This is a genomic window from Paraburkholderia xenovorans LB400, assembly GCF_000013645.1.
GTDB classification, from domain to species: Bacteria; Pseudomonadota; Gammaproteobacteria; order Burkholderiales; family Burkholderiaceae; genus Paraburkholderia; species Paraburkholderia xenovorans.
In genome coordinates, this window is the sequence record NC_007953.1 from 257832 (window position 1) to 284753 (window position 26922).

General features: G+C 62.2%; 24 protein-coding genes and 1 pseudogene. 18 read left to right on the plus strand and 7 right to left on the minus strand.

All coding sequences use genetic code 11. From position 1 onward, the window contains the following. Positions 1–303 precede the first annotated feature (303 nt). Genes BXE_RS37890 through BXE_RS37905 form a run of 4 tightly spaced genes read left to right on the plus strand, consistent with a single transcriptional unit; the run spans position 304 to position 3458 of the window. Positions 304–1146, plus strand: coding sequence for an ABC transporter permease (locus BXE_RS37890; protein WP_011493420.1), 843 nt, complete (start codon positions 304–306; stop codon positions 1144–1146). Next, complete coding sequence (locus BXE_RS37895) at positions 1143–1961, plus strand: ABC transporter permease (RefSeq protein WP_011493421.1); 819 nt, start codon at positions 1143–1145, stop codon at positions 1959–1961. The genes BXE_RS37890 and BXE_RS37895 overlap by 4 nt, the downstream gene beginning before the upstream one ends. A 31-nt stretch (positions 1962–1992) precedes the next feature. Then, complete coding sequence (locus tag BXE_RS37900; RefSeq protein ID WP_011493422.1) at positions 1993–2853, plus strand: ABC transporter ATP-binding protein; 861 nt, start codon at positions 1993–1995, stop codon at positions 2851–2853. Positions 2854–2888: 35 nt separating this feature from the next. Next, positions 2889–3458, plus strand: coding sequence for an RBBP9/YdeN family alpha/beta hydrolase (locus BXE_RS37905; protein ID WP_011493423.1), 570 nt, complete (start codon positions 2889–2891; stop codon positions 3456–3458). A gap of 24 nt (positions 3459–3482) precedes the next feature. On the opposite strand, the gene BXE_RS37910 is transcribed toward BXE_RS37905, so the two are convergent. After that, positions 3483–3875, minus strand: coding sequence for a c-type cytochrome (locus BXE_RS37910; protein ID WP_011493424.1), 393 nt, complete (start codon positions 3873–3875; stop codon positions 3483–3485). Between the two features lie 357 nt (positions 3876–4232). On the opposite strand from BXE_RS37910, the gene cysK reads away from it, so the two are divergent. Beyond that, complete coding sequence (cysK, locus tag BXE_RS37915) at positions 4233–5180, plus strand: cysteine synthase A (protein ID WP_011493425.1); 948 nt, start codon at positions 4233–4235, stop codon at positions 5178–5180. Positions 5181–5291: 111 nt separating this feature from the next. On the opposite strand, the gene BXE_RS37920 is transcribed toward cysK, so the two are convergent. Further along, positions 5292–6248 (minus strand): LysR family transcriptional regulator, encoded by a 957-nt coding sequence (locus tag BXE_RS37920; protein WP_011493426.1) that lies wholly within the window; start codon positions 6246–6248, stop codon positions 5292–5294. A 140-nt stretch (positions 6249–6388) separates the two neighbouring features. On the opposite strand from BXE_RS37920, the gene BXE_RS37925 reads away from it, so the two are divergent. From BXE_RS37925 to mmsB, 3 genes are all read left to right on the plus strand, one after another. Further along, the gene (locus BXE_RS37925; RefSeq protein WP_011493427.1) at positions 6389–7702 is read left to right on the plus strand and encodes an MFS transporter; all 1314 of its coding nucleotides are present in this window, start codon (positions 6389–6391) and stop codon (positions 7700–7702) included. Between the two features lie 123 nt (positions 7703–7825). Next, positions 7826–9352 carry a CoA-acylating methylmalonate-semialdehyde dehydrogenase gene (locus BXE_RS37930; RefSeq protein WP_011493428.1) on the plus strand — a complete coding sequence of 509 codons (1527 nt, stop codon included), beginning with the start codon at positions 7826–7828 and terminating at the stop codon, positions 9350–9352. A gap of 36 nt (positions 9353–9388) precedes the next feature. Continuing rightward, entirely contained in the window at positions 9389–10285 is an 897-nt protein-coding gene (mmsB, locus tag BXE_RS37935; RefSeq protein WP_011493429.1) for a 3-hydroxyisobutyrate dehydrogenase, read from the plus strand. A gap of 311 nt (positions 10286–10596) precedes the next feature. Here the strand turns inward: mmsB and BXE_RS37940 are convergent, their stop codons facing one another. Next, positions 10597–11607: an AraC family transcriptional regulator gene (locus BXE_RS37940; RefSeq protein WP_011493430.1), complete on the minus strand. Its 1011-nt coding sequence runs from the start codon at positions 11605–11607 to the stop codon at positions 10597–10599. Positions 11608–11817: 210 nt separating this feature from the next. Here BXE_RS37940 and BXE_RS37945 point away from each other — a divergent pair, with 210 nt between their 5' ends. From BXE_RS37945 to BXE_RS47525, 6 genes and pseudogenes are all read left to right on the plus strand, one after another. Continuing rightward, on the plus strand, positions 11818–12954 hold the full coding sequence (locus BXE_RS37945) for an acyl-CoA dehydrogenase (protein WP_011493431.1): 1137 nt from the start codon (positions 11818–11820) through the stop codon (positions 12952–12954). Positions 12955–13072: 118 nt separating this feature from the next. Further along, a complete protein-coding gene (locus tag BXE_RS37950; RefSeq protein ID WP_040123766.1) occupies positions 13073–13849 on the plus strand; it encodes an enoyl-CoA hydratase in 777 nt (258 codons plus the stop codon). A 19-nt stretch (positions 13850–13868) separates the two neighbouring features. Further along, a complete protein-coding gene (locus BXE_RS37955) occupies positions 13869–14981 on the plus strand; it encodes an enoyl-CoA hydratase/isomerase family protein (RefSeq protein WP_011493433.1) in 1113 nt (370 codons plus the stop codon). 189 nt (positions 14982–15170) lie between these two features. Then, on the plus strand, positions 15171–15920 hold the full coding sequence (locus BXE_RS37960; RefSeq protein WP_011493434.1) for an electron transfer flavoprotein subunit beta/FixA family protein: 750 nt from the start codon (positions 15171–15173) through the stop codon (positions 15918–15920). A gap of 117 nt (positions 15921–16037) precedes the next feature. Beyond that, complete coding sequence (locus BXE_RS37965; protein ID WP_011493435.1) at positions 16038–17021, plus strand: electron transfer flavoprotein subunit alpha/FixB family protein; 984 nt, start codon at positions 16038–16040, stop codon at positions 17019–17021. Between the two features lie 90 nt (positions 17022–17111). Further along, positions 17112–17234: pseudogene (locus tag BXE_RS47525) on the plus strand (IS6 family transposase); the annotation flags it as partial. A gap of 292 nt (positions 17235–17526) precedes the next feature. On the opposite strand, the gene BXE_RS47975 reads toward BXE_RS47525, so the two are convergent. Further along, entirely contained in the window at positions 17527–17661 is a 135-nt protein-coding gene (locus BXE_RS47975; RefSeq protein ID WP_267886378.1) for a hypothetical protein, read from the minus strand. A 218-nt stretch (positions 17662–17879) separates the two neighbouring features. On the opposite strand from BXE_RS47975, the gene BXE_RS37970 reads away from it, so the two are divergent. Further along, complete coding sequence (locus BXE_RS37970; protein ID WP_011493437.1) at positions 17880–18977, plus strand: MBL fold metallo-hydrolase; 1098 nt, start codon at positions 17880–17882, stop codon at positions 18975–18977. A 346-nt stretch (positions 18978–19323) separates the two neighbouring features. On the opposite strand, the gene BXE_RS48350 is transcribed toward BXE_RS37970, so the two are convergent. Beyond that, complete coding sequence (locus BXE_RS48350; RefSeq protein WP_011493439.1) at positions 19324–19851, minus strand: DUF3331 domain-containing protein; 528 nt, start codon at positions 19849–19851, stop codon at positions 19324–19326. A gap of 877 nt (positions 19852–20728) precedes the next feature. Between BXE_RS48350 and BXE_RS37975 the strand changes: the two genes are divergently transcribed. Together BXE_RS37975 and BXE_RS37980 are read left to right on the plus strand one after the other, a co-directional pair. Next, on the plus strand, positions 20729–21268 hold the full coding sequence (locus BXE_RS37975) for a Spy/CpxP family protein refolding chaperone (protein ID WP_011493441.1): 540 nt from the start codon (positions 20729–20731) through the stop codon (positions 21266–21268). A gap of 717 nt (positions 21269–21985) precedes the next feature. After that, a complete protein-coding gene (locus BXE_RS37980) occupies positions 21986–23464 on the plus strand; it encodes a mechanosensitive ion channel family protein (RefSeq protein ID WP_011493442.1) in 1479 nt (492 codons plus the stop codon). 152 nt (positions 23465–23616) lie between these two features. On the opposite strand, the gene BXE_RS37985 is transcribed toward BXE_RS37980, so the two are convergent. Further along, positions 23617–24204: an isochorismatase family cysteine hydrolase gene (locus BXE_RS37985; protein ID WP_011493443.1), complete on the minus strand. Its 588-nt coding sequence runs from the start codon at positions 24202–24204 to the stop codon at positions 23617–23619. A gap of 367 nt (positions 24205–24571) precedes the next feature. On the opposite strand from BXE_RS37985, the gene BXE_RS37990 reads away from it, so the two are divergent. Beyond that, the gene (locus BXE_RS37990) at positions 24572–25276 is read left to right on the plus strand and encodes a TetR/AcrR family transcriptional regulator (protein WP_011493444.1); all 705 of its coding nucleotides are present in this window, start codon (positions 24572–24574) and stop codon (positions 25274–25276) included. 66 nt (positions 25277–25342) lie between these two features. On the opposite strand, the gene hpnR is transcribed toward BXE_RS37990, so the two are convergent. Continuing rightward, positions 25343–26884 (minus strand): hopanoid C-3 methylase HpnR, encoded by a 1542-nt coding sequence (hpnR, locus tag BXE_RS37995; protein WP_011493445.1) that lies wholly within the window; start codon positions 26882–26884, stop codon positions 25343–25345. Positions 26885–26922: the final 38 nt, after the last annotated feature.

Genomic DNA, 26922 nt, shown 5'->3' on the forward strand with positions numbered 1-26922 from the left:
CCGGATTAAAGTGAATGCGTGGCATACATTAAAAAGTTTTTGTCTGGCTGGCTAATCAACGAACTCGCATGGCGAGATACGATGCAGGCGAGTCGAGCCCGCAAAAGCGGTGCGCCAAAGGTCGAATGCAGGCTGACGACCTACGCGCCGGCACACAACTGGTGCGCGGATTCTGTGCACGTGCGCGGACACATCTCAATACGGAAAGTTTGCCGGAAATGCGGTCCGCGCGTTCTTTTGATTTATCGAAACGATAGTCGGGTGATTGCAATAGACGATGGTGAAGATAGCTGGATCGGGACTATGACATTCCATCAACGCGCCGTTTTCGCAGGCGCAGCGGGGCCGGCCGCGCGCATTGCCCGCTGGTTTGCCCGGTGGTTCGCTCGATGCGCGCCGCTGCGCCACCTGATCGCGTTGCCGTTGCCGCTGGCGCTGTTGCTGGTGTGGTGGACCGGTTATCGCGCCGCGTGGATCTCGCCGCAAGTGCTGCCGTCGATCGGTCAGGTTGTTCATGCGCTCGGTGCTGGCTGGCAAAGCGGCGACCTGCAACGCGACGCGGGAGTCAGCCTGCTGCGCGTGCTGGCCGGCTTCGTGCTCGGCGGTACGCTGGGTGTGCCGCTAGGCGTGGCGATGGGACTGTCGGAGCGCATCAGGGACTACGTCTATCCTTGCTTTCGGATCATCGCTTACGTACCGCTGCTCGGATGGCTGCCGTTGCTGGTGCTAGTGCTGGGTATCGGCGAAACGTTGAAGATCGTGCTGATCGCGAAGGCGGCGTTGGTGCCGATCACGTTGAACACGTACAACGGCATGCGCAATGTGCCGGCCGCGTATGGCGAACTCGGCGCGGTGTTTCGCTTCAGCCGCTGGCAGTTGATCCGGCACGTGGTGTTTCCCGCAGCGTTTCCGCAGATCTGGAGCGGTGTGCGTTACGGGTTGACCCAATGCTGGCTGCTGCTGGTGATCGTCGAATTCCTCGCCTCGGATTCCGGCTTGGGCTACATGATCATCAGCGGGCAGCAGCTATTTCAGATGGATACCGTGTTTGCGGCATTGCTGGTGATCGGCGTGATCGGCTTCCTGCTCGACCGCGGGCTGCGGTGGCTCGAGGCGTGCCTGTTCGGTGAGGAGCGTCGGCCATGAACGAGCTGGCAAACGTCGCGCGCACGGTGTCGGCGGGAACGGGTGCGCGCCGCTGGACCCGATTTCGACGCGGTGTCATCCTGCCGCTCGTGCTGGGCATCACATGGTGGGCGGTCTATGCATTCGGCTGGGCGCACTCGCGGATGTTCGTGCCGCCGGCGCAGGTTATCCGCACCGGACTCGCCATGTCGTTCGACGGCGAATTGCCGGGCGCGTGGCTGGCGAGCCTCGGCCGCGATCTGCTAGGACTGGCGATCGGTTCGCTGTGCGGCTTCGGCTTCGCGCTGTTCCTGAAAAGCGCACGCTGGATCGACGCGGCGATTGCTCCGACCTTCCACGCGATCAGGCAGGTCGCGTTATTTGCGTGGATCCCGTTGCTCGGCACCTGGTTCGGTCTCGGCGAGGTGGGCAAGGTGGTCTTCATCTCGCTCGCTGCGTTTTTTCCCGTGTGGCTGAATGCGGCGCAAGGACTCGAAGCCGTTCCGCGACATTACGACGAGCTGGCCGACGTATTTCGGTTCACACGCTGGCAGCGCTTCCGGCGCATCGTGTTGCCGGCGATCGTGCCGTCGCTTTTCAACGGCTTCTATCTGGCGCTCGTCACCTCATGGATCGCCACCCTCGGCGCCGAGCTTCTGATGACCTCGGGCGTCGGCATTGGCACCGTGCTGAACGACGGGCGCGAGAACTTCCGTATGGATCAGGTTCTGCTCGGTGTCGCGGTGGTCGGCCTGACCGGCTTCGCCTTCCATTCATTCGCGGCGGGCATCGACAGCCGCCTCGCGCGACGACGCGGCGCCGGGGCACGACCATGAACGCTTCATCCGCCAATTTCTATCTCAAGTCATGACTCGTTCGAAACCCGTCGACACGCTGACATTACGTTCCGTCAGCAAAGAATACGTCTCCGGCGGCGCCACCCGGCGCGTGCTGGACGACATCGATCTCAATGTGGCACGCGGCGAATTCGTCGGTATCCTGGGTGCGAGCGGCTGTGGCAAGTCGACGCTGCTGCGGTTGATCGCCGGGCTCGATCGCGATTATGGCGGCGACATCCTGATGCACGGCGAGCGTGTGGCCGGCACCGATCTGCGGCGCGGCATCGTGTTTCAGGACCATCGGCTGCTGCCATGGCTGAGCGTCGAGCGAAACATTGCGCTCGGTCTGATGAACGCACCGGGCACGAAGGCGCAAAAGGCACAGGCGGTGCGCGAGCATATCGCACTGGTGCAGCTCGAAGGATATGAAGCGGCGCGCCCGCATCAGCTGTCCGGCGGCATGGCGCAGCGCGTCGCAATCGCTCGCGCTCTGATCAACCGTCCTGAGTTGCTGGTGCTCGACGAGCCGTTCGGCGCGCTCGATGCCATGACGCGCAGCTACCTGCAACGCTCGCTCGCTTACATCTGGGCGAGCGAGCAGGCGACCATGGTTCTCGTCACGCACGATGTCGAAGAGGCGGTGCTGCTGTCGGACCGGGTGGTCGTGATGTCGGCGCGGCCTGGGCGCATCCGGCGCATCGTCGACGTACGGCTGCCGCGTCCGCGCGATCCCGCGAGTGCCGCGTTCGCCGCCATCAAGGCCGACCTGCTCAACGACTTCAAGGAGCTGCACAGCGATCCTGCGGCGGTAGCCGCGCCCGGCGCGCTGCGCAGAGCCGGACGTGCTGCTTCCCCGCACGAGGTTTCCATTGCGCGAGGCGCGCGTTGAGCGCGCGGCGCCACGATTTTTTGAAGAGGTGATCCATGACGCTCGATGCCCGCATTCTCATTCTGCCAGGCCGTGGCAGCTCCGGTTCTGATCACTGGCAAAGCCATTGGGAAGCGGCCAATCCGCACTATCTCCGCGTGCAGCAGGACGAGTGGGACAGTCCCGTTCTCGACGCATGGCTGCCGCGCCTGAACGCGGCGATTCAGGCGGAGGCGGTTCCCGCGCTGCTGGTTGCACATTCGTTGTCGGTGTCGCTGGTCGCGCACTGGGCTAGCCGTTACTCGGGGCCGGTTGCCGGCGCGCTGCTGGTTGCGCCGAGCGACGTGGAGGCGCCCAGCTATCCGGCCGGCACCTCCGGCTTCGCGCCATTGCCGCTGCGGCCGCTCGGTTTTCCGGCAATCGTGGTCGCCAGTACCGACGATCCGCGCGTGAGCGTCGAGCGAGCCCGGCAGTTCGCCGACGCGTGGGGGGCGAGGTTCGTATTGGCCGGCGCCTACGGGCACCTCGGCTCCGCGTCGCGGCTGGAAGACTGGCCGTTCGGTCAGCTACGGCTGGCTGAGCTGGCGAAGCTCGCCGGGGTGACATTGCCCGTCAACGCGGCCTGATTCTGCAGCCTGCAAGCGGGGCGGTCATCGCGCTTGCGAATGCTCGCGCAGATAGTCGACGATCGCGTCGCGCGTCGGTGCGTCGTCGACGCCCGAGAAGGCCATCCGGTTGCCCGGCACCGCGCGTTGCGGATCTTTGAGAAACAGCTCGAGGCTTTGCGCGGTCCAGACGATGCCGCTGCTCCGCATCGCCGATGAATAGCGGAAACCTTCCATTGATCCGGCCTGACGGCCGAGCACGTCGCCAAGACTCGGGCCCACTCGCTGATCGCCCTGTGCGACGCCATGACAGGCAGCGCAACGCTCGAACGCCTGGGCCGGCGCAACGGAGTCCGCGCTTGCCATTCCCCATCCGAAGCCCAGTGCACCGCAACAGCCGATCCGCAAGATGACGCGTGCGCATCCGTAATAAGACATGGGTTTCTTCCTCTCCTGTTAAGCGCGCAGGGCTCGATGGATTCACCATGCTCGCGTTGGCTGGTCGAATAGATTTCTGGAATGCTAGGCTATCGATCCACACCGAACCCGCGAAAAACTGCCATGTTGTTGATGAGAACCGTCAAGTTAACGCGCTCACATCGCGCCTGCCTCGGGGCAATCTTCGACTGTCTGCATTTCGAATAAAATTGACGCTCGCGACATGCCCGATTCTCTCTGGAGTCCATATGATGCTGCCGCGCCCTCGTGCCGCATAACGACCGGCGAAGGCGGGCGTCGCCGGAACCGCGATGGACGGTCTCCGGCAATCGGCGCGAGAACTCAACAGGAGATAAAGTGAGCAATTTTCGCGGAGTTATCTACGACAGCATCGTCGACACGATCGGCGCCACACCGCTGGTGCGGTTGAGCAAACTGGCGGCCGCCTGCGACTGCCGGGCCGATGTGGTCGGCAAGCTCGAGTTTTTCAATCCACTTGCCTCGGTGAAGGACCGGATCGGCATCGCTTTGATCGAGACGGCCGAGCGGGCCGGCAGGATCAAGCCAGGCACCTTGCTGATCGAGCCGACCTCCGGGAACACGGGCATCGGGCTCGCATTCGTCGCCGCGGCTAAGGGATATCCGCTCGTGCTGTGCATGCCGGAGTCCGCGTCGATCGAGCGCCGCAAGATGGTGGGCTTGCTCGGCGCCAAAGTGGAGCTGACGCCGGCTTCCGAAGGGATGGGCGGCGCGATCCGTCGCGCGGAGGCACTGAAGCGGAATCACCCGGATTCGCTGATTCTCCAGCAGTTCGACAATCCGGCGAATCCCGATGCGCACCGCCACACGACCGCCGAGGAAATCTGGAACGATACCGCCGGACGCGTCGATATTATCGTGTCGGGCATCGGCACCGGCGGCACGATCACCGGAATCGGCCAGACGCTGAAGGCGCGCAAACCGGAGTTGCAGATGATCGGCGTGGAGCCTTCGGGCAGCGCGGTACTCTCGGGGGGCAAGCCGGGGCCGCACAAGCAGCAGGGGATCGGCTCCGGTTTCCTGTCCAGCATCCTCGATCTCAGTGTGGTCGACGAGATTGTCACCGCGACCGATGAGGACGCGATCCAGACAGCCCGGCAGGCTGCTGCGCTGGAAGGCGTACCCATCGGCATCAGTTCGGGGGCGGCGCTATCGGTCGCGTTGCGGGTCGGGCGGCGCCCGGGTAACGCGGGCAAGCTGATCGTCGTGATCGTGCCCAGTTTCGCGGAGCGTTATCTGTCGACCGAACTGTTCGCCGACGTCTAGCGCGTCGCGAGGTTACGCAGGCGGCGCGCGGTTGCGGCTCATGCCGTCGGCGCGCAGCAGCCGGCGAGCATTGGCCGCCGCGATCAACACCTGTTGCGCGGGTGAAGCGCTTCACTGGAAATCAACGTAGTGCATTTCCCTTGATTCTCCCATCAGGAACGGCCTGTTCGCATCAGCGGCCGCCCGCAGATAGTCCCATAGTGATGCGACGCGGCGCAGTTTGCGTAGATCCTCGCGGCTGCTCAGCCAGAAGTGCCGCGTGACCACGATCTCTTCCGGCAGAATCGGGACGAGCCGCGGGTCAGGTGCCCCCATGAAGCAGGGCAGAATAGCGAGTGCGTTGCCCTGCAGCGCCGCGTAGTACTGGGCAATGACGCTGGTACTGCATAGCCTCGCCGTCACGTTGGGAATGGTCCGGTTCAGGTACAGCAGTTCATGGCTGAACGCGAGATCCGCGACATAGTCGATGAACGCATGGTTTCGCAGATCCGCCACCGCGCCGATCGGCGCGTGCGCCTCCAGATACTCACGCGTGCCATACAGCCTGAGCCGGTAATCGCACAGCTTGGTGAAGACGTACTGGCCACGTTCGGGGCGCTCAAGCGTGATGGCCATATCCGCCTCGCGCTTGGACAGGCTCACGAAATGGGGTACGGGCAGCAGGTCGATCGAGATACCGGGATGCCTCGCGGTAAAGCGCGTGAGTTGCGGCGACAGGAAAAAACAGCCGAACCCTTCCGTCGACCCGATCCGCACGTGGCCTGACAGCGATTGTGCCGCGCCAGCGAACTGCTCGCTTGCCGAATGCACGGAGGTTTCGACCGCGTCCGCATAGGCGACAAGGCGCTGCCCCTCCGCGGTGAGCACGAAGCCGTCCGCACGGGACTTGTCGAACAGCACGGTGCCGAGTGCCGCCTCCAGTTCCCTTACACGCCGGGCGACGGTGGTGTGGTCAACGCCCAGACGTTTCGCTGCACCGCTTGCGCGCTGAGTGCGAGCCACCTCGAGGAAATAACGCAGATCGTCCCAGTTCAGGTTCGCGTGGGCATTGCTTGTGTTTTTTTGCATGACGGATGGGCTTTTTCGTCTATATGCCGGGGATATTCGAATAACTATACTCGGTGTCAGACCACTGGAACAACCGGGGTCAGCGCCACCGCGCCATCAGCGCGTGGGCCGTCGAAGAAAAAATATACGGAGACATCCGGATGGAAATGCAATCGAACCCGCACGGGGCGGCGGTTATCGCACCTGTTCCGAAGCGCGCCAGGGACTACCTGCTTGCCGGTTGGGCAAGCATGGCGGGCACCACGATCGAATGGTATGACTTCTTCCTGTACGGCACGGCTGCCGCGCTCGTATTCAACAAGATCTTCTTTCCGACGCTCGATCCGATTCTCGGCACGATGGCCGCATTTGCGACCTACGGCGTGGGGTTTATCGGGCGGCCGATGGGTGGCATCGTATTCGGCCACTTCGGAGACCGGATCGGACGCAAGTCGATGCTGCTGGTCACGCTGCTGCTGATGGGCATTCCCAGCATGGTGATCGGCCTGATTCCGTCCTATCAGAGCATCGGCTACTGGGCCGCGGGCCTGCTGGTGGCGATGCGTTTCCTGCAGGGCATGGCGGTGGGCGGCGAATGGGGCGGCGCCGTGCTGATGGCGGTGGAGCACGCGCCGCCTGGGCGCAAGGGATTCTTCGGCAGCCTGCCGCAAACCGGTGTGGGCTTCGGGCTGATCCTGTCCTCACTGGCGATGGCCGCCGTGACCGCGTTGCCGGAAGCCGATCTGCTGGCCTGGGGGTGGCGTGTGCCGTTTCTCGCCAGCATCCTGCTGGTGATCATCGGCTGGGTGATCCGGGTGCGCGTGCCGGAGTCGCCGGACTTCGAACGCGTGAAGGCACTCGGCGAGCCGGTGAAGGCCCCGATCCTCGCTGCCATGCGACGCCATCCGCGTGAGCTTCTGATCATCCTCGGCGCGCGGACCGCCGAAAACACCTGGTTCTACCTGGTCGTCGCGTTCGCGCTCGCCTATGCGGCCAATCAGCTGAAGATTCCGAAGGCGGCCATCCTGCATGCGATTACCGCAGGTGCCGTGCTGTCGCTGTTCACAATGCCGTTTTGCGGTTACCTGAGCGATCGCATCGGCCAGAAGCGGCTCTTCCTGATCGGCCTTGTGATCATGTGCGTGTTTGCGGCACCGTTCTTCGCGATGCTCGCCACCCGTCACCCAGCCACTGTGTGGTGGGCGATGGTACTCGGGGTGGGCGTCGTGTTCCCGATTCTCTATGCGCCGGAATCGCAGTTGTTTGCTTCGCAGTTCCCTGCCGAGATCCGTTATAGCGGAATTTCCTTATCCGTACAGATCGCGGGGGTGCTCGGCGGTGGCGTGGCACCGATGATTGCGACCGCGCTGCTCGCGCTCGGTAGCGGCAATCCGCACTACGTGGTGGCCTATATGGTCGCGCTGGGGATCGTCGCGTTGATCTGCACGCTGTTGATGCGTGCGGGTGCGGAGTAGCGGTGACCTTCTTGCGGTGACGATTTCGCGCTGCTGCGAGAAGGCGGCAACGCGTAAGGTTCACCGTCTGTCTTCCTTTTCCGGAGCTTGTCCGGACCTGCAACTAAATTGAGAGAGTGAACCATGAATGCTGTGACCCGGGAATCCAGTGGGAACATTGGCACGGCGAGGCTGCTGATTGCCGGCGAGTTCGTCGAATCGAAGACCACCGAGTGGCGTGATATTGTCAACCCGGCCACGCAGGAAGTGCTGGCGCGCGTGCCATTTGCGACGGCCGAAGAAGTGGATGCAGCAATCCGTTCGGCGCACGCCGCGTTCGCCACCTGGAAGAACACGCCGATCGGCGCGCGCATGCGCATCATGCTGAAGTACCAGGCGCTGATTCGGGAACATATGCCGCGTATTGCAAAAACGCTCAGCGCGGAGCAGGGCAAGACGATTCCCGATGCCGAAGGCGATATCTTCCGGGGTCTGGAAGTCGTCGAGCACGCGGCCTCGATCGGCACGCTACAGCAGGGCGAATTCGCCGAGAACGTCGCGGGCGGCGTTGACACATACACGCTGCGCCAGCCGATCGGCGTGTGTGTCGGTATCACGCCGTTCAATTTTCCCGCGATGATCCCGCTGTGGATGTTCCCGATGGCCATCGTCTGCGGCAATACGTTCGTGCTGAAGCCCTCGGAGCAGGACCCGTTGTCGACCATGCAACTCGTCGAACTCGCGCTCGAAGCCGGCGTGCCCAAGGGTGTGCTGAACGTCGTGCATGGCGGCAAGGACGTGGTCGATGCGCTCTGCACGCACGAGCTCGTGAAAGCGATTTCATTCGTCGGCTCGACGGCGGTGGGCACGCATGTGTATCGCCTCGGCAGCGAGCACGGCAAGCGCGTTCAATCGATGATGGGCGCGAAGAATCACGCGGTGGTGTTGCCCGATGCGAACCGTGAACAGACGTTGAACGCACTGGCCGGCGCGGGTTTTGGTGCGGCAGGCCAACGCTGCATGGCGACCTCGGTGGTGGTGCTGGTGGGCGCGGCGCAGCAATGGTTGCCGGATCTGGTGGCGAAGGCGAAGACGCTCAAGGTCAACGCGGGCAACGAACCGAACACGGACATTGGTCCGGTGGTCTCGCGCGCGGCGAAGCAGCGCATTCTCGACCTGATCGAAACCGGCGTTAAAGAGGGGGCCACGCTGGCACTCGACGGCCGCGACGTGAAAGTGGCGGGTTACGAGCAAGGCAACTTCATCGGTCCGACGGTCTTCACCGACGTCACTACGGACATGGAAATTTACCGCCAGGAAATCTTCGGTCCGGTGCTGGTGGTGCTGAATGCCGCGACGCTCGATGACGCGATCGCGTTGGTCAACCGCAACCCGTTCGGCAATGGTGTGGGCCTCTTCACGCAGAGCGGCGCTGCGGCGCGCAAGTTCCAGAGCGAGATCGACATCGGCCAGGTCGGCATCAACATTCCGATTCCGGTGCCAGTGCCGTTCTTCAGCTTCACCGGCTCGCGTGGTTCGAAGCTCGGCGACCTCGGCCCCTATGGCAAACAGGTCGTGCAGTTCTACACGCAAACCAAGACCGTCACGGCTCGCTGGTTCGACGACGATACGGTCAACGACGGCGTCAACACCACCATCAGCCTGCGCTGAGCCCGCAACCCTGCACAACAAAGCGGAGACGCCATCATGAAGATCGGTTTTATCGGACTCGGCAACATGGGCGCGCCGATGGCGCACAACCTGCTCAAGGCGGGCCACACGGTCAACGTCTTCGACCTCAACGCGCAGGCGGTGCAGGCGCTGGTCGATGCGGGCGCTAGGGCGGCGGGTTCGCCGAAAGCAGCGGTGACGGATGTGGAGTGCGTGGTCACCATGCTGCCGGCGGCGGCTCATGTGCGCAGCGTGTTGACAGCGGACGACGGGGTACTCGCCGGCATTGCCAAAGGCGTGACGATCATCGATTCGAGCACGATCGATCCGGCGAGCGTCAAGGCACTCGCTGAACTCGCCGCGCAGCACGGCAACACCCTCGTCGACGCGCCCGTGTCGGGCGGCACCGGCGGCGCGGCGGCGGGCACGCTGACCTTCATGGTCGGCGGTAGCGCGGCGGCTTATGAGCAGGTCAAGCCGGTGCTGTCGGCGATGGGCAAGAACATCGTGCATTGCGGCGACACGGGCACGGGCCAGGTCGCGAAGATCTGCAACAACCTCGTGCTCGGCATTACGATGGCGGGTGTTGCGGAGGCGATGTCGCTGGGCGCGGCGCTCGGGATCGATCCGAAGGTGCTGGGCGGCATTATCAACACCTCGACCGGACGGTGCTGGAGTTCCGATACCTACAACCCGTTCCCCGGCGTGATCGAAGCGGCGCCGTCCTCGCGTGGCTACACGGGTGGCTTCGGCACGGATCTGATGCTCAAGGACCTCGGCCTCGCCACCGACGCCGCACGATCCGCGCGTCAACCGGTCTATCTGGGTGCGCTCGCGCAGCAGCTTTATCAAACCATGAGCACGAAGGGCGCGGGACGGCTGGATTTTTCCGCGGTGATCAAGCTGTACCAGTTCGAGGAAAAGCCCCGGTAAATGTCGTCGCGCCGGGTTTCTGCTGCTAACAGCGAGCCGGCATGGCTGGTGATCGGAATACCGGCGCCTTCCGGGCCGCTTTTGGGCTCGAAGGCGAACGGGAGCATCTGTAGCCTGATCGACTGCCGTTGGTATGCAGAATCCCGGCAGCGCAAGTCCGTTCCGTACGTGGCGGCGTCGTTACCATTGGCGCGGACGCATTGCCGGGTGTGGCCGCGTCGATGCCCTCATTGAATGATTTTAGGGGCAACGGGTCAGTGCTGCGTTGCTGCGTTGCTGCGTTGCTGCGTTGCTGCGTTGCTGCGTTGCCGTCAATTTCTTATCCGGTAGGCGCCCGGACGGGCGCCGGTCCATCTTCTGAAAGCGCGATGGAATGCACTCGGTTCGGCGAATCCGAGCTCAATTGCGATCTCATCGACGTTCTTCTTCGTATCGCAGAGAAAACCGATTGCCATGTCTCTGCGCAGTTCATCCTTGATGATCTGATAGGTCTGTCCTTCGTCCTTCAGCCGCCGGCGTAGCGTGGAAGCGCCCAAATCCAGGCTGGTTGCCAGTCCGTCGAACGTGGGCCACCGGTCGAGCGGTTGGGTCTTCAGTTTCTCCCGGATTCTTGCTGCCAGTCCATGCTGGTTCTTGTACTTCAGGACCACGTTTTCGGGAGCCGTGCGCAGAAAGCTCTTGAGTGTCTGTTCTGTCTGGATAACCGGTAGATCTAGATATGACCCGTCGAAAACGATATCGGTGCAGGGACAACCGAATTCAAGCACGGGCGAATACATCAGGTGGTATTCCGTACTGTAGGCGGGTTCGGGATAGGCAAAATGCGCGACGCGGATCCGGATGCGGCGTCCGACGAGCCAGCACATCAGTCCATGCAACATGACGAGCAGCGTTTCGTGCGCGAATATCCGCACGGGTGTGCCGGCGCGAACATGCAGCGTTATCCGCGCGTCAGCGCGCTCCACGCTGACGGTGCAGCTCAGATCGTCAAGCAGGAGATCAAAGTACCGCAAGGCCCGGCGCAGTGCCTGCCCGAGTGTCTGGCAATGAATCACGATATGACACAGCATCGCGAAACTGCCGACCTTCATGCGGCGCGAATCCTGGCCGAAGAATTCGTCGTCGAGCGCATGGTTGATCTGGCGCCAAAGCGTGCTGTAGCTTGCCGCCGATACGCGGGTTTGAGGTAATGCAAGCAGACGGGGCGCAATGCCTGCGGCCGCGAGAAGAACATCAATGTCGAGGCCCCGCTCGCGCACTGGCTGAAGCGCCTTCTCCACGAAGCAGATAGCGATGGTCCCTTTCGGCGCGGCCAATTGCATTTCCCTTTTACACGACGAGAGATTCTATCCAATATGGCAAATTCATCCAATCACTTTGAATGGTTCGGACATGGTCATTTTCCGCTCCAGCTCACATACTCGCCAAAGCGAATGAGGTTCTTCTTCCCGACGGAAACAGACACGTGATTCACCGGATGTCGACCACTGTCGGGCGTGGCTTTCCCACCCTTTAATTCTTGCTGACACCCGATGCCAGATTCCTTCACTGACGAGCAGCGAATGATCCGCGACGCGGCCCGCGACTTCGCCACGCAATGCCTGGCGCCGCACGCGGCGAAGTGGGATCGTGACGGCGACATTCCACAAAATATCGTTTCGCAGCTCGGTGAGCTGGGCCTGATGGGAATGACTGTTCCAGCGGAATGGGGCGGTACCTATACGGATTACGTCGCCTATGCGCTGGCCGTTGAAGAAATCGCGGCCGGTTGTGCCGCATGCGCAACGATGATGAGCGTGCACAATTCCGTCGGATGCAGCCCTATCCTGAACTTTGGAACCGACGAGCAGAAGTCGCTCTATCTGGCGGATCTCGCCAGTGGGCGCGCGATCGGCGCGTTTTGCCTGACGGAGCCTCAAGCCGGCTCGGAGGCGCACAATCTGCGCACCCGTGCGGTGTTGCGCGACGGAACGTGGGTTCTCAACGGGAGCAAACAGTTCGTGACCAATGGTCGGCGTGCCGCAGTGGCCATTGTGTTTGCGGTCACGGATCCGGATGCCGGCAAGCGCGGCATCTCCGCGTTTATCGTGCCGACCCATACGCCGGGGTTCAAGGTCGGCAAGCCGGAGAAAAAGTTGGGGATACGCGCATCGGATACCTGCCCGGTCACGCTGGAAGACTGCGCCGTGCCGGAGAGCACCCTGCTTGGCCGTCGTGGAGAAGGGTTGAAGATCGCGTTGTCGAATCTGGAGGGCGGCCGGATCGGCATTGCAGCCCAGGCGATTGGTATCGCGCGTGCAGCATTTGACGCCGCACGCTCATATGCAGCGCAGCGGATCCAGTTCGGAAAACCGATACGGGAACACCAGTCTGTCGCGAACATGCTGGCTGACATGATTACCCGTCTGAACGCCGCACGCCTGCTCGTTCATCATGCGGCGCGTCTGCGCAGCGCCGGGCTACCCTGTCTGTCGGAAGCGTCCCAGGCGAAGCTGTATGCATCGGAAGTGGCCGAGGAGGTTTGCTCACAAGCGATCCAGATCCACGGGGGATACGGCTACCTTGAAGACTATCCTGTGGAACGGCATTACCGGGACGCCCGGATTACGCAGATTTACGAAGGCACCAGCGAAGTACAGCGCATGGTTATCGCAAGGCAGCTTGATTGACGACGCATGAACGCCGCGCATCGTGCGGCCGGATTGCAGCCCAACAGACAGCCGGCGTGAAAATCGTTTCGCGCACCGTACATCACTATCAACAGGAGGATCACCAATGAGTGCCGAAATGATTGATGTAGACCGTTTGGACGACGGCAGGGTCGCCGTGCTGACGCTCAGGCGCCCGCCTGCCAACGCGTTTACGCCCGAGGGCTTGAGTCAACTGCAACGCACGGTAGAGTCACTGGATGAAGATGAACGGGTGCGCGCCGTGGTGATCACTGGCGAAGGCCCGAAGTTTTTCAGCGCCGGCGCGGATCTCAATGCCTTTGCCGACGGGAATCGCGACGTCGCGCGGGTGGCGGCCCAGCGTTTCGGCGCAGCCTTCGAGGCGCTGCAGAACGCAAGGCCGGTCGTGATTGCCGCGATCAATGGTTATGCAATGGGTGGCGGGCTTGAATGTGCGCTTGCGTGCGATATCCGGATTGCCGAGGAGCAGGCGCAACTGGCGTTGCCCGAAACGGCAGTCGGTCTGCTGCCATGTGGATGCGGGACCCAGACGCTGCCCTGGCTGGTGGGGGAGGGATGGGCCAAGCGGATGATTCTGACCGGCGAACGGGTCGACGCCGCGACAGCGCTTCGCATCGGACTGGTAGAAGAGGTCGTTGGGCGGGGTGCTGCGCGTGATGCGGCTGTCGCAATGGCGCAGCGCGTCACCACACTGAGTCCGCAGGCGGTGACGTTCAGCAAGGGATTGATCCATCACGCACGTAACGGTGTCCCCCGGACCGCCGCGCTGGCGCTCGAGCGCGAACGGTTTGTTGATCTGTTCGACGGAGCCGATCAGCAGGAAGGTGTGCGTGCGTTCCTTGAAAAGCGTGCGCCCAGGTGGCACAACACCTGATGCGCCAGTGAGGAGCAACATGAACGTGAACCAGCAGGCGGAAACAGCAGCGCAAGAACTGGTAATTCAGGAAATCAATCACGTGGGCGTTGTCACGCTAAACCGCCCCAAGGCTCACAACGCCCTTACGCACGCGATGGTACTCGCGTTGACGGAGCGTCTTTCACAATGGAAGGATGATCCCGCGATCTACGGAGTGGTGATTCGCGGTGCTGGTGACAGGGCTTTTTGTGCGGGTGGGGACATCCGGGCGCTGTATCAGAGCTATCGCGATGGCAGCCCGTTATATCGGGATTTTTTCGTCGACGAGTACCGCCTGGACCACATGCTTCATCAGTATCCCAAACCCTGTGTGGCCGTGATGGATGGCCTGGTGATGGGCGGTGGAATGGGCATCGCCCAAGGGGCGGCGCTGCGAGTCGTGACTTCGCGCAGCCAGATTGCGATGCCCGAGACAGCGATCGGGCTTTTTCCTGATGTCGGCGCGAGTTATTTTCTGGCGAAAATGCCGGTCGAACTGGGCCTGTATCTGGGGATAACCGGTGTGACGTTGAATGCCGCGGATGCATTGTTTGCGGGTCTGGCCGATACGTTCGCGGAGAGCAACCACCTGAATGATCTTGACGGGCTGCTATCTGCTATCACATGGACTCGTGAGCCGTTGGCCGATCTGCGCAATGCGATCCGGACAGGGCACCGCGCCGATTCCGGCCGGCCTTCACTGGAGGCGCTGATGCCGGCCATCCAGCATCATTTCGATCCGGCGCGAAGCATCGGCCAGGTTATCGACTCTCTGGATGCGGAACGTGATCCGCGTTACGGTGAATGGGCGAGCACTACCGCAGAGACGTTGCGCCAGCGCTCACCGCTGATGATGTGTGTAACCAGGGAGCAGCTGTTGCGGGGCCGGCATGCAGAACTTGCCGATTGCTTTCGCATGGAGCTGGGGATGGTCTATCGGGCGTTCGATGACGGAGATGTCATCGAGGGAATACGGGCGCTACTCATCGACAAGGACAAGGCACCGCGATGGCGTGCTGCAACTGTCGATGAAGTCACGCAGCCAATGGTCAGCAGATTTTTTGATTCCCCGTGGAGTCGCGACGGGCATCCACTACGGGATCTCGCCTAGACCTGCAGAATAAGCGATTCGGGTGCGTACCTACCGCGGTGGTTTCAGCTCTGTGTAGCGCTTCGACCCAAAGCGCTGAAGAAGCGGGATCATCGTTACTGATGCGTCGGGGACCGGCGTACGGCCGGAATTCGCCGGTCCGATAACCTGGGCAGACGATTTCGTTAGAGATTCAGGAGAGACTTTCCAATGAAGGTTGTGGTGGCAGTCAAGAGAGTGGTCGATTACAACGTGAAAGTCCGGGTGAAAGCGGACGGCACGGGCGTCGATATCGCGAACGTGAAGATGTCGATGAACCCGTTCGATGAAATCGCGGTTGAAGAAGCGGTGCGTCTGAAGGAAGCGGGCGTGGCGACCGAAGTGATCGCGGTGTCGGCGGGTGTGACGCAGGCGCAGGAGACGCTGCGCACAGCGCTGGCGATCGGCGCGGACCGCGCGATCCTGATCGAGTCCAATGAAGAGTTGCAGCCGCTGGCCGTGGCCAAGCTGCTGAAGGCGCTGGTCGACAGGGAACAGCCTTCGCTCGTCATTCTCGGCAAGCAGGCGATCGACGACGATTCGAACCAGACCGGGCAGATGCTGGCCGCGCTGGCGAATCTGCCGCAGGCGACGTTTGCGTCGAAGGTAGTCGTTGCTGACGGCAAGGCGACGGTGTCGCGCGAAGTGGACGGCGGTGCGGAGACGCTGTCGCTGACGCTGCCTGCGGTCGTCACCACCGACCTGCGCCTGAACGAGCCGCGTTATGTGACGCTGCCGAACATCATGAAGGCAAAGAAGAAGCCGCTGGAAGTGGTCAAGCCTGAAGACCTCGGTGTTGACGTCACGCCGCGCCTGAAGACGCTGAAAGTAGTCGAGCCGCCGAAGCGCCCGGCCGGCGTGAAGGTGCCGGATGTGCAGACGCTGGTCGGGAAGCTGAAGACCGAAGCCAGGGTGCTTTAGATAAAACGGTAACTGTGTTGCATGGGACTGGAATAAGCGCTAACTCCAGTCGACAGCTTTGCATGGGACTGGAATAAGCGCTAAAGCGCTAACTCCAGTCGACAGGAGATGGACGAAATGACGATTCTGGTAATTGCAGAACACGACGCCCCGAAGGAAGCCCCCTTGGGGGGCAACGCGTCGCTGAAGGCGGCGACCCTCAATACGGTCGCAGCGGCAGCAGTGATCGCGACACTCGCTGCTCACGACATTCATGTGCTGGTGGCCGGCCACAACGCGCAGGGCGCGGCGGAGGAGGCTGCAAAGATCGCGGGCGTGACCAAAGTGCTGCTGGCCGACGCGCCACAACTCGAAGCGGGCCTCGCGGAAAACGTCGCGGCGACGGTGCTGAACATTGCGAAGGACTATTCGCATATCCTCGCTCCCGCAACCGCCTATGGCAAGAACATCGCGCCGCGTATCGCCGCGAAACTCGACGTCGCACAGATCAGCGACATCACGGCAGTGGACAGCGCGGACACGTTCGAACGCCCGATCTACGCGGGCAACGCGATCGCAACGGTTCAGTCTCAAGACCCGATCAAGGTCATCACGGTGCGCACGACCGGTTTCGACGCCGTGGCAGCCGAAGGCGGCAGCGCAACGGTCGGGAAGATCGAAGCGGCTGCGGACGCAGGCGTTTCACAGTTCGTGAGCCGTGAAGTGACGAAGCTGGACCGTCCGGAGCTGACCTCGGCGAAGATCATCGTGTCGGGCGGCCGGGGTCTGGGCAATGGCGAGAACTACACGAAGGTGCTGGAACCGCTGGCCGACAGGCTGAACGCGGCGCTGGGCGCATCGCGCGCGGCGGTCGATGCGGGCTTCGTGCCGAACGACTATCAGGTCGGCCAGACCGGCAAGATCGTCGCGCCGCAGTTGTATATAGCGGTCGGCATCTCGGGCGCGATCCAGCATCTGGCGGGGATGAAGGACTCGAAGGTGATCGTCGCGATCAATAAAGACGAAGAAGCGCCGATCTTCAGCGTCGCCGATTACGGCGTCGTCGGGGACCTGTTCACTGTCGTGCCGGAATTTGCTAGTCAACTAGCCCAGCTGGATTGAACGTGCGCCCGCGACGGACGTGTTGCGGTTCTGTCGTGTTAAGGCGGCAGAGGTAGCAGTCGAGGCCGGTCATGATGCTTGAGTTGCCCGATGAAGAAGACCCAAACACCGCGAATGACGCTTGCCGCGGATATCGCCTGAGCGCTGAAGCGCCTCCATTATCCGCTTGATGTGATGTTGCTGCGCGTGAGGCGGTACGTCACCTGCTCACTCGGTTTCTGAAAAAGCGCCGTAGCCGAAGACGAAAACCGCTTCGCACGGGCGCTCCAGGCGATCGACCAGCAGTGTTGCCCCCCGCGGGACCGGCTGGTGCGGACCAGCACCAACGGTTACGATGGATGCGCAGGGGACATTCCTCGTACTGGTACTGCCGGTAATAAAGGTCGTCCGGGCTGTCCGGTGTTGTGGGTCCAGCGCCGGTGGCACGCGTGGTTGAAGCAGCGCTCGCTCGCCTGGGGCGCTTTCAATCAGATGCTGGCGATGTTCCCGTTGCCGAAGCCGCGCATCAGGCATCGCCATGCCACACGGTGAGCCAATTCTTGAATGAAGAACCGCCGGAGGCCTCGATCGGCGCGTTGGGGCCTGTCAGGGCCGCATGCCCGCGCGGGCGCGTGAGGCCCACATCGAGCGGGTAAATCATTTTGCGTACTCGAGCCACTGCCGCATTGCGCGTCTTCTTCAGGCTTTCAGTCGTTCATGCGGTGCCGCACGTCATAGCTCATCGCCTTCCTGCAACAGGACCCCGAAAAAGAGTATTAACGGCCCCATCGGAAATGCGTGTCCGGCGATAGCGGATGGAAATCGCTCCGGAAACGGACAGGTCGCGCTATCCTTGGAAAGCTGAAAAGGAGTCTAATCATGGCAGAACCACAACACACCGCGTCCGGCACCGTCGCTGAGCTGACTTATCCGTTCGCGGGGCCGCCAGCACCTGGCCAGACGCGGGAAGTAGCGCCGGGCGTGCTATGGATCCGGATGCCGATGCCTTTGGCGCTTGATCACATCAATTTGTGGGCGATTGCGGATGGCGCGGGCTGGACCGTCGTCGATACCGGCTTGCGCAATGCGGGTACGGCAGAAGTGTGGGAGCGTTTGTTCGAAGAGGCTTTAGGAGGCCGTCCGGTCACTCGGGTCATCGTGACGCACATGCATCCGGATCACATTGGCATGGCAGGATGGCTTACGCGCAGGTTTAACTGCCGGCTATGGATGACGCGTCTCGAATACCTGCACTGCAGGGTGCTGGTCGCAGACAACGGCCGGGAAGCTCCACCTGATGCGATCAGGTTCCTGCGCGGTGCGGGATGGGACGACTCGGCAATCGAGGGTTATCGCGCACGCTTCGGCAATTTCGGGAAGGGCACCTATGCGTTGCCAGACAGCTATCGCCGGTTGCGCGACAAGGAGGTGATACGCATTGGGCAACACGATTGGGCCGTGGTGGTGGGTAATGGCCACTCGCCCGAACACGCATGTTTGTGGTCGCCAGAACTGAAGCTGCTCATTTCGGGTGACCAGGTGTTGCCGCGCATTTCGTCGAATGTCTCTGTTCATCCGATCGAGCCGGATGCTGATCCAATGAGCGACTGGCTGATGTCGCTGAAAAAGATTGCGGGTAACGTACCGGACGATGTGCTCGTATTGCCAGGTCATAACGAATGCTTCCACGGTTTGCATGCGCGCCTTGCAGGCCTCGCAGCGGGACAGGACGCGGCTTTCGAGCGTCTGAGAGCGGCGCTGGCGAAGGGGCCTGGCCGTGTGGTGGACGTATTTCCGGCGTTGTTTCGACGACCCATTACTGGAAGTGATGCACAGTTGTTGGGGCTCGCGACTGGCGAGAGCCAGGCCTGCCTGAATTACCTGCTGTATCGGGGAGAAATCTCGGTGGACGTTGATGCCGATGGGGTGCGCTGGTATAGCCTTTGCGAGCCAGGAAGTGAAGCGAGTGGCAGTTGACGTCCGGGTGGCCGCTACTGGTGTCGTGAATTAGAACTTCGTTGAATCAATTCCCTGTTCTTTCCTGAACGACACAGTGCTGGTCAGTCGCAGCCCTTCCATGCACGGTATCGGTCATGCAGCGTCAGGTAGAGAAGCGCCACGGAAGCTTCATCCATTGCGTCGGTATTTATATGCGGGCAATTTCCGCGTCGGCTTGCCGGCCGTACTGTGCCAAGACATTGGTCTGGTAGACGGTATGGGGCGCAGGGCCGAATCCTCTGCCATGGTCGTTTCTGGCGTTCCCGCCGGGAACGCTGGACTCGTCAGGGCATCGCAAACGCCTTCCACCGTACGGATCCGATATTCATAGGGCTCCTTCCTGAAGGCCACAACATCCAGCGCCATCTGTCCGGCCTGTGGCCCCGGCGGCGACCTCGTGACCCGCCGGCTGATGATCCACCCGCAGTGCGGCATCCACGCGGGATGCGAGGATCATGGCCCCGGCATTGCCAGGGCGCGATGGCCGCGAGGACGGCTGGTAGACGGGATCTCCCCGGCTGATGGGCTCGCCACTGAGTACACAACTGGCGCGGCGCCTTGCCAGTGATGCATGCCAGGACTGGTATCCATAATAGCCAGAGAGCGGATCGCACCACGACACCGAGACCGTCCGGGCGCTGGTCCGCTCGATTACACGCACGGTGAGGGCTGGGTGGTGGCTCCAGGCGGTTTTCTGCGGATGGGCAGCTGCGATCCGTGCGAGCGTGTCCATCATCTGATGGGCAAGCCCATGATCGAGCAGGGCGACTGTCTGCGACCACGTATCCGTGTGTTCTCCATGCATTTCGCTGTTCCTTCGAGCGGATATCCGATGACGTTGCCGGTACGCCATTCCGGCGCAGCCCCGTCAACTGCGCAAGAGAGGCGAAAAGGAGAGCCAATCACGGACCTGCGCGAATCAGGGCGGACAAACCAGGCCGGACAGTCGCTTGCCCGACGGGTAACGGTGGCACTTGTTGCCCTCAGGCCGTCATCTGTACGTCATTTTCCTTTTGGGCGGACCGTTCCACACAGAAAATATTAAGCAACTGTTGAATTATGTTAGGGAAGGCGGATACAGTTGTCAACTGAGAAAAAACCGGGGCAAGCGCGGCGGGTGAAGGCCAGACGCTGTTGCCGATGAAGACGACAGGCAAGCTGGCGGTAGTACAGCAGGTGCCGGGTTGCCTGGCCGGCAGTGGGCAGATGTGAGGATACGGTCACGATCGTTCGATCGCTGGTATGCTCGACGCCGGAACATCTGGCAAACCTGAACGACAGGAGGCAGCATTCATGATTAATAGTCCTCGGGCAATCTTGCGCAAGAGGGTGGCGATAGCACTCATGGCCGCCACGACGGCCATGTCCGCCATACCCGCGATGGCGCAACACGACCGGCACGGAGGCGGAGGGCATGGCGGGGGTTATCACGGCGGTGGCTATCGCGGGGGTTATCACGGTGGGGGATATGACCGAGGCGGCCACGGCGGCGGTGGGGGCCTGATAGTGGGAGCGCTGCTGGGCGCGGTAGCCGCCGCTGCGGTGACGAGTGCCGTACAGGCGCCACCGGCCGTCACCTACGCCGAACCGCCTCCTCCGCCTCCGCCCGGGGTCGCCTATTACCCACCGGGCTATTAGGCTGGGCAGCCCCGCAATCAATGCGCAGCGGCATAAGGTAGCGTCGCCTGCGTATATCCGTTGTCATCCGATTACTTTTCCGAACTTCAAATATGAACAACATCCTTCGTAGTACCGCAGCGCCAGCGTTGCTGGTGCTTGCTTTTACAACCGGTTCTGCGTGGGCGCAGACGCCGGCAAGCGGCGCTGCTGCACCCGCTTCGACCGCGCAAACAGGCGGCCATGCCAAAAAGCATCAGGATTTTGTCGAGCAGAGGATCGACGAGCTGCATGCAGCGCTGAAGATCACTGACCAGCAGTCGCAGCAGTGGGACGCCTTTGCGCAAACCATGCGTGATAACGCAAAGGACGCAGATCAGGCGTTTCGTGAACGCGCAAGCAAGCTCGGTTCGATGACCGCCGACGAGGCGATGAAGTCCTATGCTTCCATTACCCAGCTACATGCGCAAAACATGCAGAAGCTGGCCACCGCGTTCAGCGCACTGTATGCGACCTTGTCGGACGACCAGAAAAAGACGGCGGACGTACTGTTTCGCAATGAGCATAAACACGGGAAGCGTCACGGGCCGCAGCGCCAGCACAAGCCCGCTGCAGGCGGGGCGGCTTCTGCCCCGGTGCCGGCCTCTGACTGAGCCGCAGCATGCGCGTCCCGCCTGAATCCTGCGCGGGACCCGCTGCGATCGAGTGGCAGGTCCCGCACCGGCAACCGGGGCGTCCGATGACAACGCGTTTCCCCCGCTCATTCCCGGCTGCCGCGTTCAACGCAGCGATCGCGGCGTTGAACGCAGTGCCCTTTCCTGCCGGGCAAGCTCGCGCTCCGGTTCTGCGATCGCTGGCGGCACCGCTTCGCGAAGAAATGCCACGAACACCCTGATCATCGCATCGACGTGTCGTCCCGGTGCGTAGAGGGCGAAGCCGTTGCTGGCGCGCGGCGAGGTTGCGGCAGTATGCGCGCGAGCGTCCCGTCACGCAGCCCTCGCAGCCCTCGCAGTGCTACGGCAACCGGCACGGGGCCGATTCCCATTCCTTCGGATCGCTTGAGGAAGAGCATCGGTAATGCGTTGCTGCCTGGGAATACGGTGCGAAGTGGACGCATGGCTTGCGGTCTGCAAGACGGCATGCCGGATACCCAGGGGGCGGCGCGACCTGATCACACTGGTTCTCGAATATGTCGCTGAGTGACCCGCGTGCAAGGTATTGGCACCGGTGCCGGAGTCGTATGGCATGGAGAAGCTCCCGGCGAGCGTGCGGGATCTGCTGGCGACTTTCGCGCCCGCCACGAAGCGTACCAGGCCCTCAGCGATTGCGCTTACCGTGACCGTATCAGCGAAGATTCCAGAAGGTTCCGTATGCCTGCCAATCTATTGTTGCACATGGCGCCGTCGTGTCTGGCGGCTGCTCTCAACCTGCTGCTTGTGCTGCTGGGAATGCCCAACCGGCTCGTGATACGAACCATCGGCAGATGTGCGGCGTTCGCGTTACTGACTGCGGCGATGCTGCATGACGGCATGGTGCCCACCCAGGCGCCCTGGCACCTGATGCTGCCCGAAGTCCGCTTTGTCTGGGGGGCGCTGGAGATTGCCTGGTGGCTGCTGGCGGCTTCGACGGTTGCGGCTGTGGTGCGGACCTACTACACGCTCGGTGGCCGGCTGCGCGAGCGCCGTTTCATGCTGGACGTGATCGGCACGTTGCTCTATCTGAGCGCGGCACTCGCGATCATCACGGACGTCTTCCATATTCCCCTGAAGGGCGTGCTTGCCACCTCGGGCGCGCTTGCCATCGTACTGGGGCTGGCATTGCAGAGCACGCTGTCGGATCTGTTCTCGGGCTTGCTGATCAATGCGACTGCGCCATATCGTGTGGGCGATTCCATTTCGCTCGACAGCGGCACCGAAGGACAGGTTGTCGAAATCACCTGGCGCGCGACGCATCTCGCGAAAGCCAATCGCGACCTGATCGTGGTGCCCAACAGCACGATCGCGAAGTCAAGAATCGTGAACGCCAGCCTGCCGCGCGGAGCCCATGCGTCGACCGCCCGCTTTCAGGCGCCGTCGAGGCTCCGGCCATCCGACGTGATGCATGCGTTGCAGCTTGCCGCCGAGACCTGCGTGGGTATCGCCGCGCGTCCCGCACCCGTGATTGTGACAAGGTCGGTCGGACTCGATGCCACGGATTATGAGGTCAGCTTCTTTGCCTCGGAACGCTGGCAGGCGGACGAAGCGCTCAACAGTTTTTACGATGCCGCGCATCGGCATCTGGAGTCATTCCATGCGTTGATTTCGCCTGCCGCGCAGGCGGACGACGCTTCCGCGGGCACCCTGGAGTATCAGCTCATCGCGGGTATACGGGTTTTCGGACTGCTCGCCAGGGAAGAGCGGATAAAGCTGGCCGCGGCACTCGTGAGGCGGGAATTGACACCTGGTCAGATCGTACTGGAAGCGGGCCAGATTCCTGATGCGATCACGATTGTAGGCTACGGGGTTCTGGCGGCTTCGCCCGGCGGAGACGATCACTCGGCTGACATTTTGCGTTTTGGTCCACGCGAATATCTCGGAGAAAGCGGGCCGATAGCGGGCGTGCCGCTCAGCGTCAGGGTCGTCGCCCGAACCTACGCGATTGTCTACGAACTGCCGGGCAACGCGGTCGCGGCGTTACTGAAGGAACACCCCGAGGTCGCGCATGCGCTGTCGGCGAGGCTGGCGGACCGCGAGCGCGAGGGCCGTGCGTTGATGCAGCCGCAGGCGGAAATGCCGGTGACCAGACATGGTCTGGCCAGCTGGATAGCCAGTTGTATCCGGGCGCTGCATCAGGGACATCGGGAGCCCTGAAGGCGTCGGGAAGCGACGCGGCGGATCGGCGCATCGCGAGGGCAGCATCAACTGATGCGTAATATCGGGAACGTCCGCGACGCAGATTGCGCCGGCAACGAGGGTTCAGCGGCGATGGCCCGGTGTCGTCCGGCGTGCGTTGTCCGGCGCATTCAGGCAAGCCCTGCGATGATCGTACTGGCTTCGCTCACAACGGCCTGTCGCGGAAAGATCTTGTCGAGCAGTACACGGTGAACTTCCGCATCGCTGTCGGAACAGCAGTCACCGACGACGAAAACGCGGTAATCCGCATCCGCCGCGTGGCGCAACGTCGAGAGCACCACACCGCTTGTCGCGATACCGGTGAGCAACAGGGTGTCGATGCTGTTTGCGCGCAGGATCATGTCGAGGTCGGTGCCCGCGAACGCGCTGACCCGATGCTTGGTAACGACAGTTTCGGCAGCACGCGGTGCCACGGCGGGGTGAACTTCAATGCTCGCGTCGTCAGTCGCGAAACGGCCCGACGTGCGGATTGCGCTGAAGGTCATGTTGCGCTCGCTCACTTCGGGATAGCCCGGCCGGAAGCCGACCACCACATAGATCACCATGATGCCGGCGTCGCGCGTTGCTTCGAGCAGGGTTGCGGTGCGGCTGAGAAGCGGCTCGCTTTCTGTCGCATAGCCATCGATGATGAGCTTCTGGAAATCCATGACAAGCAGGGCGGCGCGCTTGCGATCGATGGAAAGCGGTTGGGTCATCATGTCATTCTCCGTGGGATATGAATGGATCAGGCGCGGTTTCGAGGCTGAACGCGCTCAGCGGGATTATCGCTCCCGGTCGCTGATCGCGCATCGGCGGTGGCGGTTGCCAGCGGCGCGGATCAATCAGTGGGTGCCGCGGTTCTGGATGGGATGTTGGCCGATGAGTACGGTAGCAGCTGACCGGCTGTGTCTGGCAAATCCACGAATAACCAGCCGGCAGGCGAGAATGGATGTACAGCCACGCGTGCCTGTGCGGCCGCGAGGCGAGTACGACGATGACCGGAGGTGGGTCCGCATTCCGTCTGGGACCGCGACAGCGTGGGTTAAACTTTACGTCTGTCTGACTCTATCCGGCCGACTCCGAAAAATGACGACTACTGTGGCACGACCGACGCTGGCTTGCGCCGAAAAACGCTCGCGCGGCCGGCCCACGCGCAGCGCAACGATCGACCCCGATGCACTGCTCAGAAGTGCCCGACAGGTATTCGCAAGACAGGGATTCGAAGCGACCAGTGTGCGCGAGATCGCGCGGGATGCCGGTGTGGATCCCTCGCTGATGGCACATCACTTTGGTTCAAAGGAAGCGCTGTGGACCGCCGTAGTCGAACAGATCGCCCATCAGGCCGTACCGATGATCGAGGCGACCCGGAAACTGCGAATGCTTCGCGTGACGGCACGGGGGCGCGTCGAACGCGCTCTGGTGATCCTGGTTGAGCGGGTCTTCGAAGAACCGGACATCGGGTTGTTCTTCTCTACGGCAGCCACGGAGAAGGGCGAGCGCCTCGACGTCCTGATCGAACGTCTGGTGCGTCCTTACCACGACGTTTTTGCGCCGTTGCTGGCGGCAGGAATGGATTCGGGTGAGCTGGCGCAAAACGATCCGGAGGTGATGTACTGGATGCTGATCAACGCGGTCAGCAGGACGGTATCGTATGGTCACGTTCTCGCCACTTTTTCATCTCTTCCCCGACGTCCCCGCGATTTCAAGCGCGCCGTACTGGAGATCGCACGGGGCATGCTTGGCGCAGGCCCGAATGCCAACAGGCGCTATCAACAAAAGTCTCGCATGTAGCTCGCCCAGGAGGATGCGCATCCAGCGGAAGCGGTGACTGTCGTAACGCGAAAATGGCAAGTCGACCTATCCGGCGCCCATGCGGGTCTGCTCCACAAAGTTCTCCGTGGCGTCGTCGATGCGCCGCCCCTTGCGCCCGATCGGGCCGTGGACATAGAGGGCTTTCACATCGATTCGCTGCTCGGTGATACCGGGCGGCGGCGACATCGTGTAATGCACTTCGCGCGCATGATCGTTGAGTTGCAGTTGCGGATTGAAGACCGAGTTGAAACGCCACAGCATCCGCACGAAGTTGGTCTGGCCGCGCAGCAGCAGGTGACACGCGTGTCCCGCCGCACCCCGCAGCGCGGTCCAGCCCAGATGTTTGCGATTGAGCACCTGCTGCGTGCGCACCAGCTCCGCATAGAATTCCGGCAGCGGCAGCCGGGTCGGCAAGACCGCATGCTGGATGTCGTAGAGCCGGTAATCGAGACTGGTGAGCCGCCGTTGTTCGCGCAACCAGATCTCGGTGCCGGGGTAGGGCGTATTCACGCTGATATTGACGATTTCCGGTATCTCCAGACACCACTGCCGTACTGCTTCGAAGCGGTCATGATCCCAGTCGGGATCGGCTATCAGGTTGATGGCTACCGTGATGCCAAGCGACCGTGCGAAGGCCAGCGCCTCGAAGTTCCGGTCCAGATTGATGCGCTTGCGGAAGGCCTTCAGACCTTCGGCATCGATCGCTTCCATGCCGATGAACATGTACTGCAGCCCGAGACCGCGCCAGAACTCGAATACCTCCCTGTTGCGCAAGAGCACGTCGCCGCGCGTCTCCAGATAGTATTTTTTGCGGATGCCCCGGCGTTGTACGGCCTTGCCGATTTCCATACCGTGATCGGCGTGCACGAAAGCCACGTCGTCGACGATGAACACGCCCGGTTCGCGGATCGACGCGAGTTCCCCGGCCACCACTTCCGGACTGCGCGCACGGTAGCTGCGTCCGTAAAATGTCCAGGCGCTGCAGAAGGTGCAGTCCCAGGGGCAGCCGCGCGCAAATTCGATGGAAGCGCACGGGTCCAATGTGCCGATGAAATATTTGCGTCGGTGCCGCAGCAGGTCGCGCGCCGGACGGACCGGATCGAGGGACTCGACAAAGTGCGGCGGCGGCCCTTCGCCGTGCTGCGTGACGGCACCGGGGATTTGCAGCAGGTCAGCGCCGTGGCTGGCGGCCTCCAGCAATGCGACGACCGACGCTTCGCCTTCTCCCTTGAGTACGCAGTCCACCGCGCCTTCGGCATGCCGCAGGATATCGGCTGCCGTAAAAGATACGCTATGACCGCCAACGAACACGAAGCAACGCGGCTGTTTTTCCTTGACCGATTTCGCGAGGTCGACGATCTCCGGGATATTGGCGAGATAGTTGCCGGAGAAACAGACGGCGTCTGGTTGCCAGTTGCGTATCAGCCGGTGCAGGTCGCGATGAGTCTCGACCTGCAGATCGATCAGGCGGACCTCGTGGCCTGCCTCCCGCAGGACCGCCGCCACGGTCTCGAGACCGAGCGGCTCGAGACGAAGGAATACGCGGGTGTACATCAGGCCGCTGGGGTGAACGGTGAGCACTTTCATTTAAATTCCTCCCAATGCAAAGCGCAGCGCTGGACATG

Coding starts and splice junctions, on each gene's coding strand:
- BXE_RS37890 (WP_011493420.1), top strand. CDS start 304: ATGACATTCCATCAACGCGCCGTTTTCGCAGGCGCAGCGGGGCCGGCC.
- BXE_RS37895 (WP_011493421.1), top strand. CDS start 1,143: ATGAACGAGCTGGCAAACGTCGCGCGCACGGTGTCGGCGGGAACGGGT.
- BXE_RS37900 (WP_011493422.1), top strand. CDS start 1,993: ATGACTCGTTCGAAACCCGTCGACACGCTGACATTACGTTCCGTCAGC.
- BXE_RS37905 (WP_011493423.1), top strand. CDS start 2,889: ATGACGCTCGATGCCCGCATTCTCATTCTGCCAGGCCGTGGCAGCTCC.
- BXE_RS37910 (WP_011493424.1), bottom strand. CDS start 3,875: ATGTCTTATTACGGATGCGCACGCGTCATCTTGCGGATCGGCTGTTGC.
- BXE_RS37920 (WP_011493426.1), bottom strand. CDS start 6,248: ATGCAAAAAAACACAAGCAATGCCCACGCGAACCTGAACTGGGACGAT.
- BXE_RS37925 (WP_011493427.1), top strand. CDS start 6,389: ATGGAAATGCAATCGAACCCGCACGGGGCGGCGGTTATCGCACCTGTT.
- BXE_RS37930 (WP_011493428.1), top strand. CDS start 7,826: ATGAATGCTGTGACCCGGGAATCCAGTGGGAACATTGGCACGGCGAGG.
- mmsB (WP_011493429.1), top strand. CDS start 9,389: ATGAAGATCGGTTTTATCGGACTCGGCAACATGGGCGCGCCGATGGCG.
- BXE_RS37940 (WP_011493430.1), bottom strand. CDS start 11,607: ATGCAATTGGCCGCGCCGAAAGGGACCATCGCTATCTGCTTCGTGGAG.
- BXE_RS37945 (WP_011493431.1), top strand. CDS start 11,818: ATGCCAGATTCCTTCACTGACGAGCAGCGAATGATCCGCGACGCGGCC.
- BXE_RS37950 (WP_040123766.1), top strand. CDS start 13,073: ATGATTGATGTAGACCGTTTGGACGACGGCAGGGTCGCCGTGCTGACG.
- BXE_RS37955 (WP_011493433.1), top strand. CDS start 13,869: ATGAACGTGAACCAGCAGGCGGAAACAGCAGCGCAAGAACTGGTAATT.
- BXE_RS37960 (WP_011493434.1), top strand. CDS start 15,171: ATGAAGGTTGTGGTGGCAGTCAAGAGAGTGGTCGATTACAACGTGAAA.
- BXE_RS37965 (WP_011493435.1), top strand. CDS start 16,038: ATGACGATTCTGGTAATTGCAGAACACGACGCCCCGAAGGAAGCCCCC.
- BXE_RS47975 (WP_267886378.1), bottom strand. CDS start 17,661: ATGATTTACCCGCTCGATGTGGGCCTCACGCGCCCGCGCGGGCATGCG.
- BXE_RS37970 (WP_011493437.1), top strand. CDS start 17,880: ATGGCAGAACCACAACACACCGCGTCCGGCACCGTCGCTGAGCTGACT.
- BXE_RS48350 (WP_011493439.1), bottom strand. CDS start 19,851: ATGGCGTACCGGCAACGTCATCGGATATCCGCTCGAAGGAACAGCGAA.
- BXE_RS37975 (WP_011493441.1), top strand. CDS start 20,729: ATGAACAACATCCTTCGTAGTACCGCAGCGCCAGCGTTGCTGGTGCTT.
- BXE_RS37980 (WP_011493442.1), top strand. CDS start 21,986: ATGCCTGCCAATCTATTGTTGCACATGGCGCCGTCGTGTCTGGCGGCT.
- BXE_RS37985 (WP_011493443.1), bottom strand. CDS start 24,204: ATGATGACCCAACCGCTTTCCATCGATCGCAAGCGCGCCGCCCTGCTT.
- BXE_RS37990 (WP_011493444.1), top strand. CDS start 24,572: ATGACGACTACTGTGGCACGACCGACGCTGGCTTGCGCCGAAAAACGC.
- hpnR (WP_011493445.1), bottom strand. CDS start 26,884: ATGAAAGTGCTCACCGTTCACCCCAGCGGCCTGATGTACACCCGCGTA.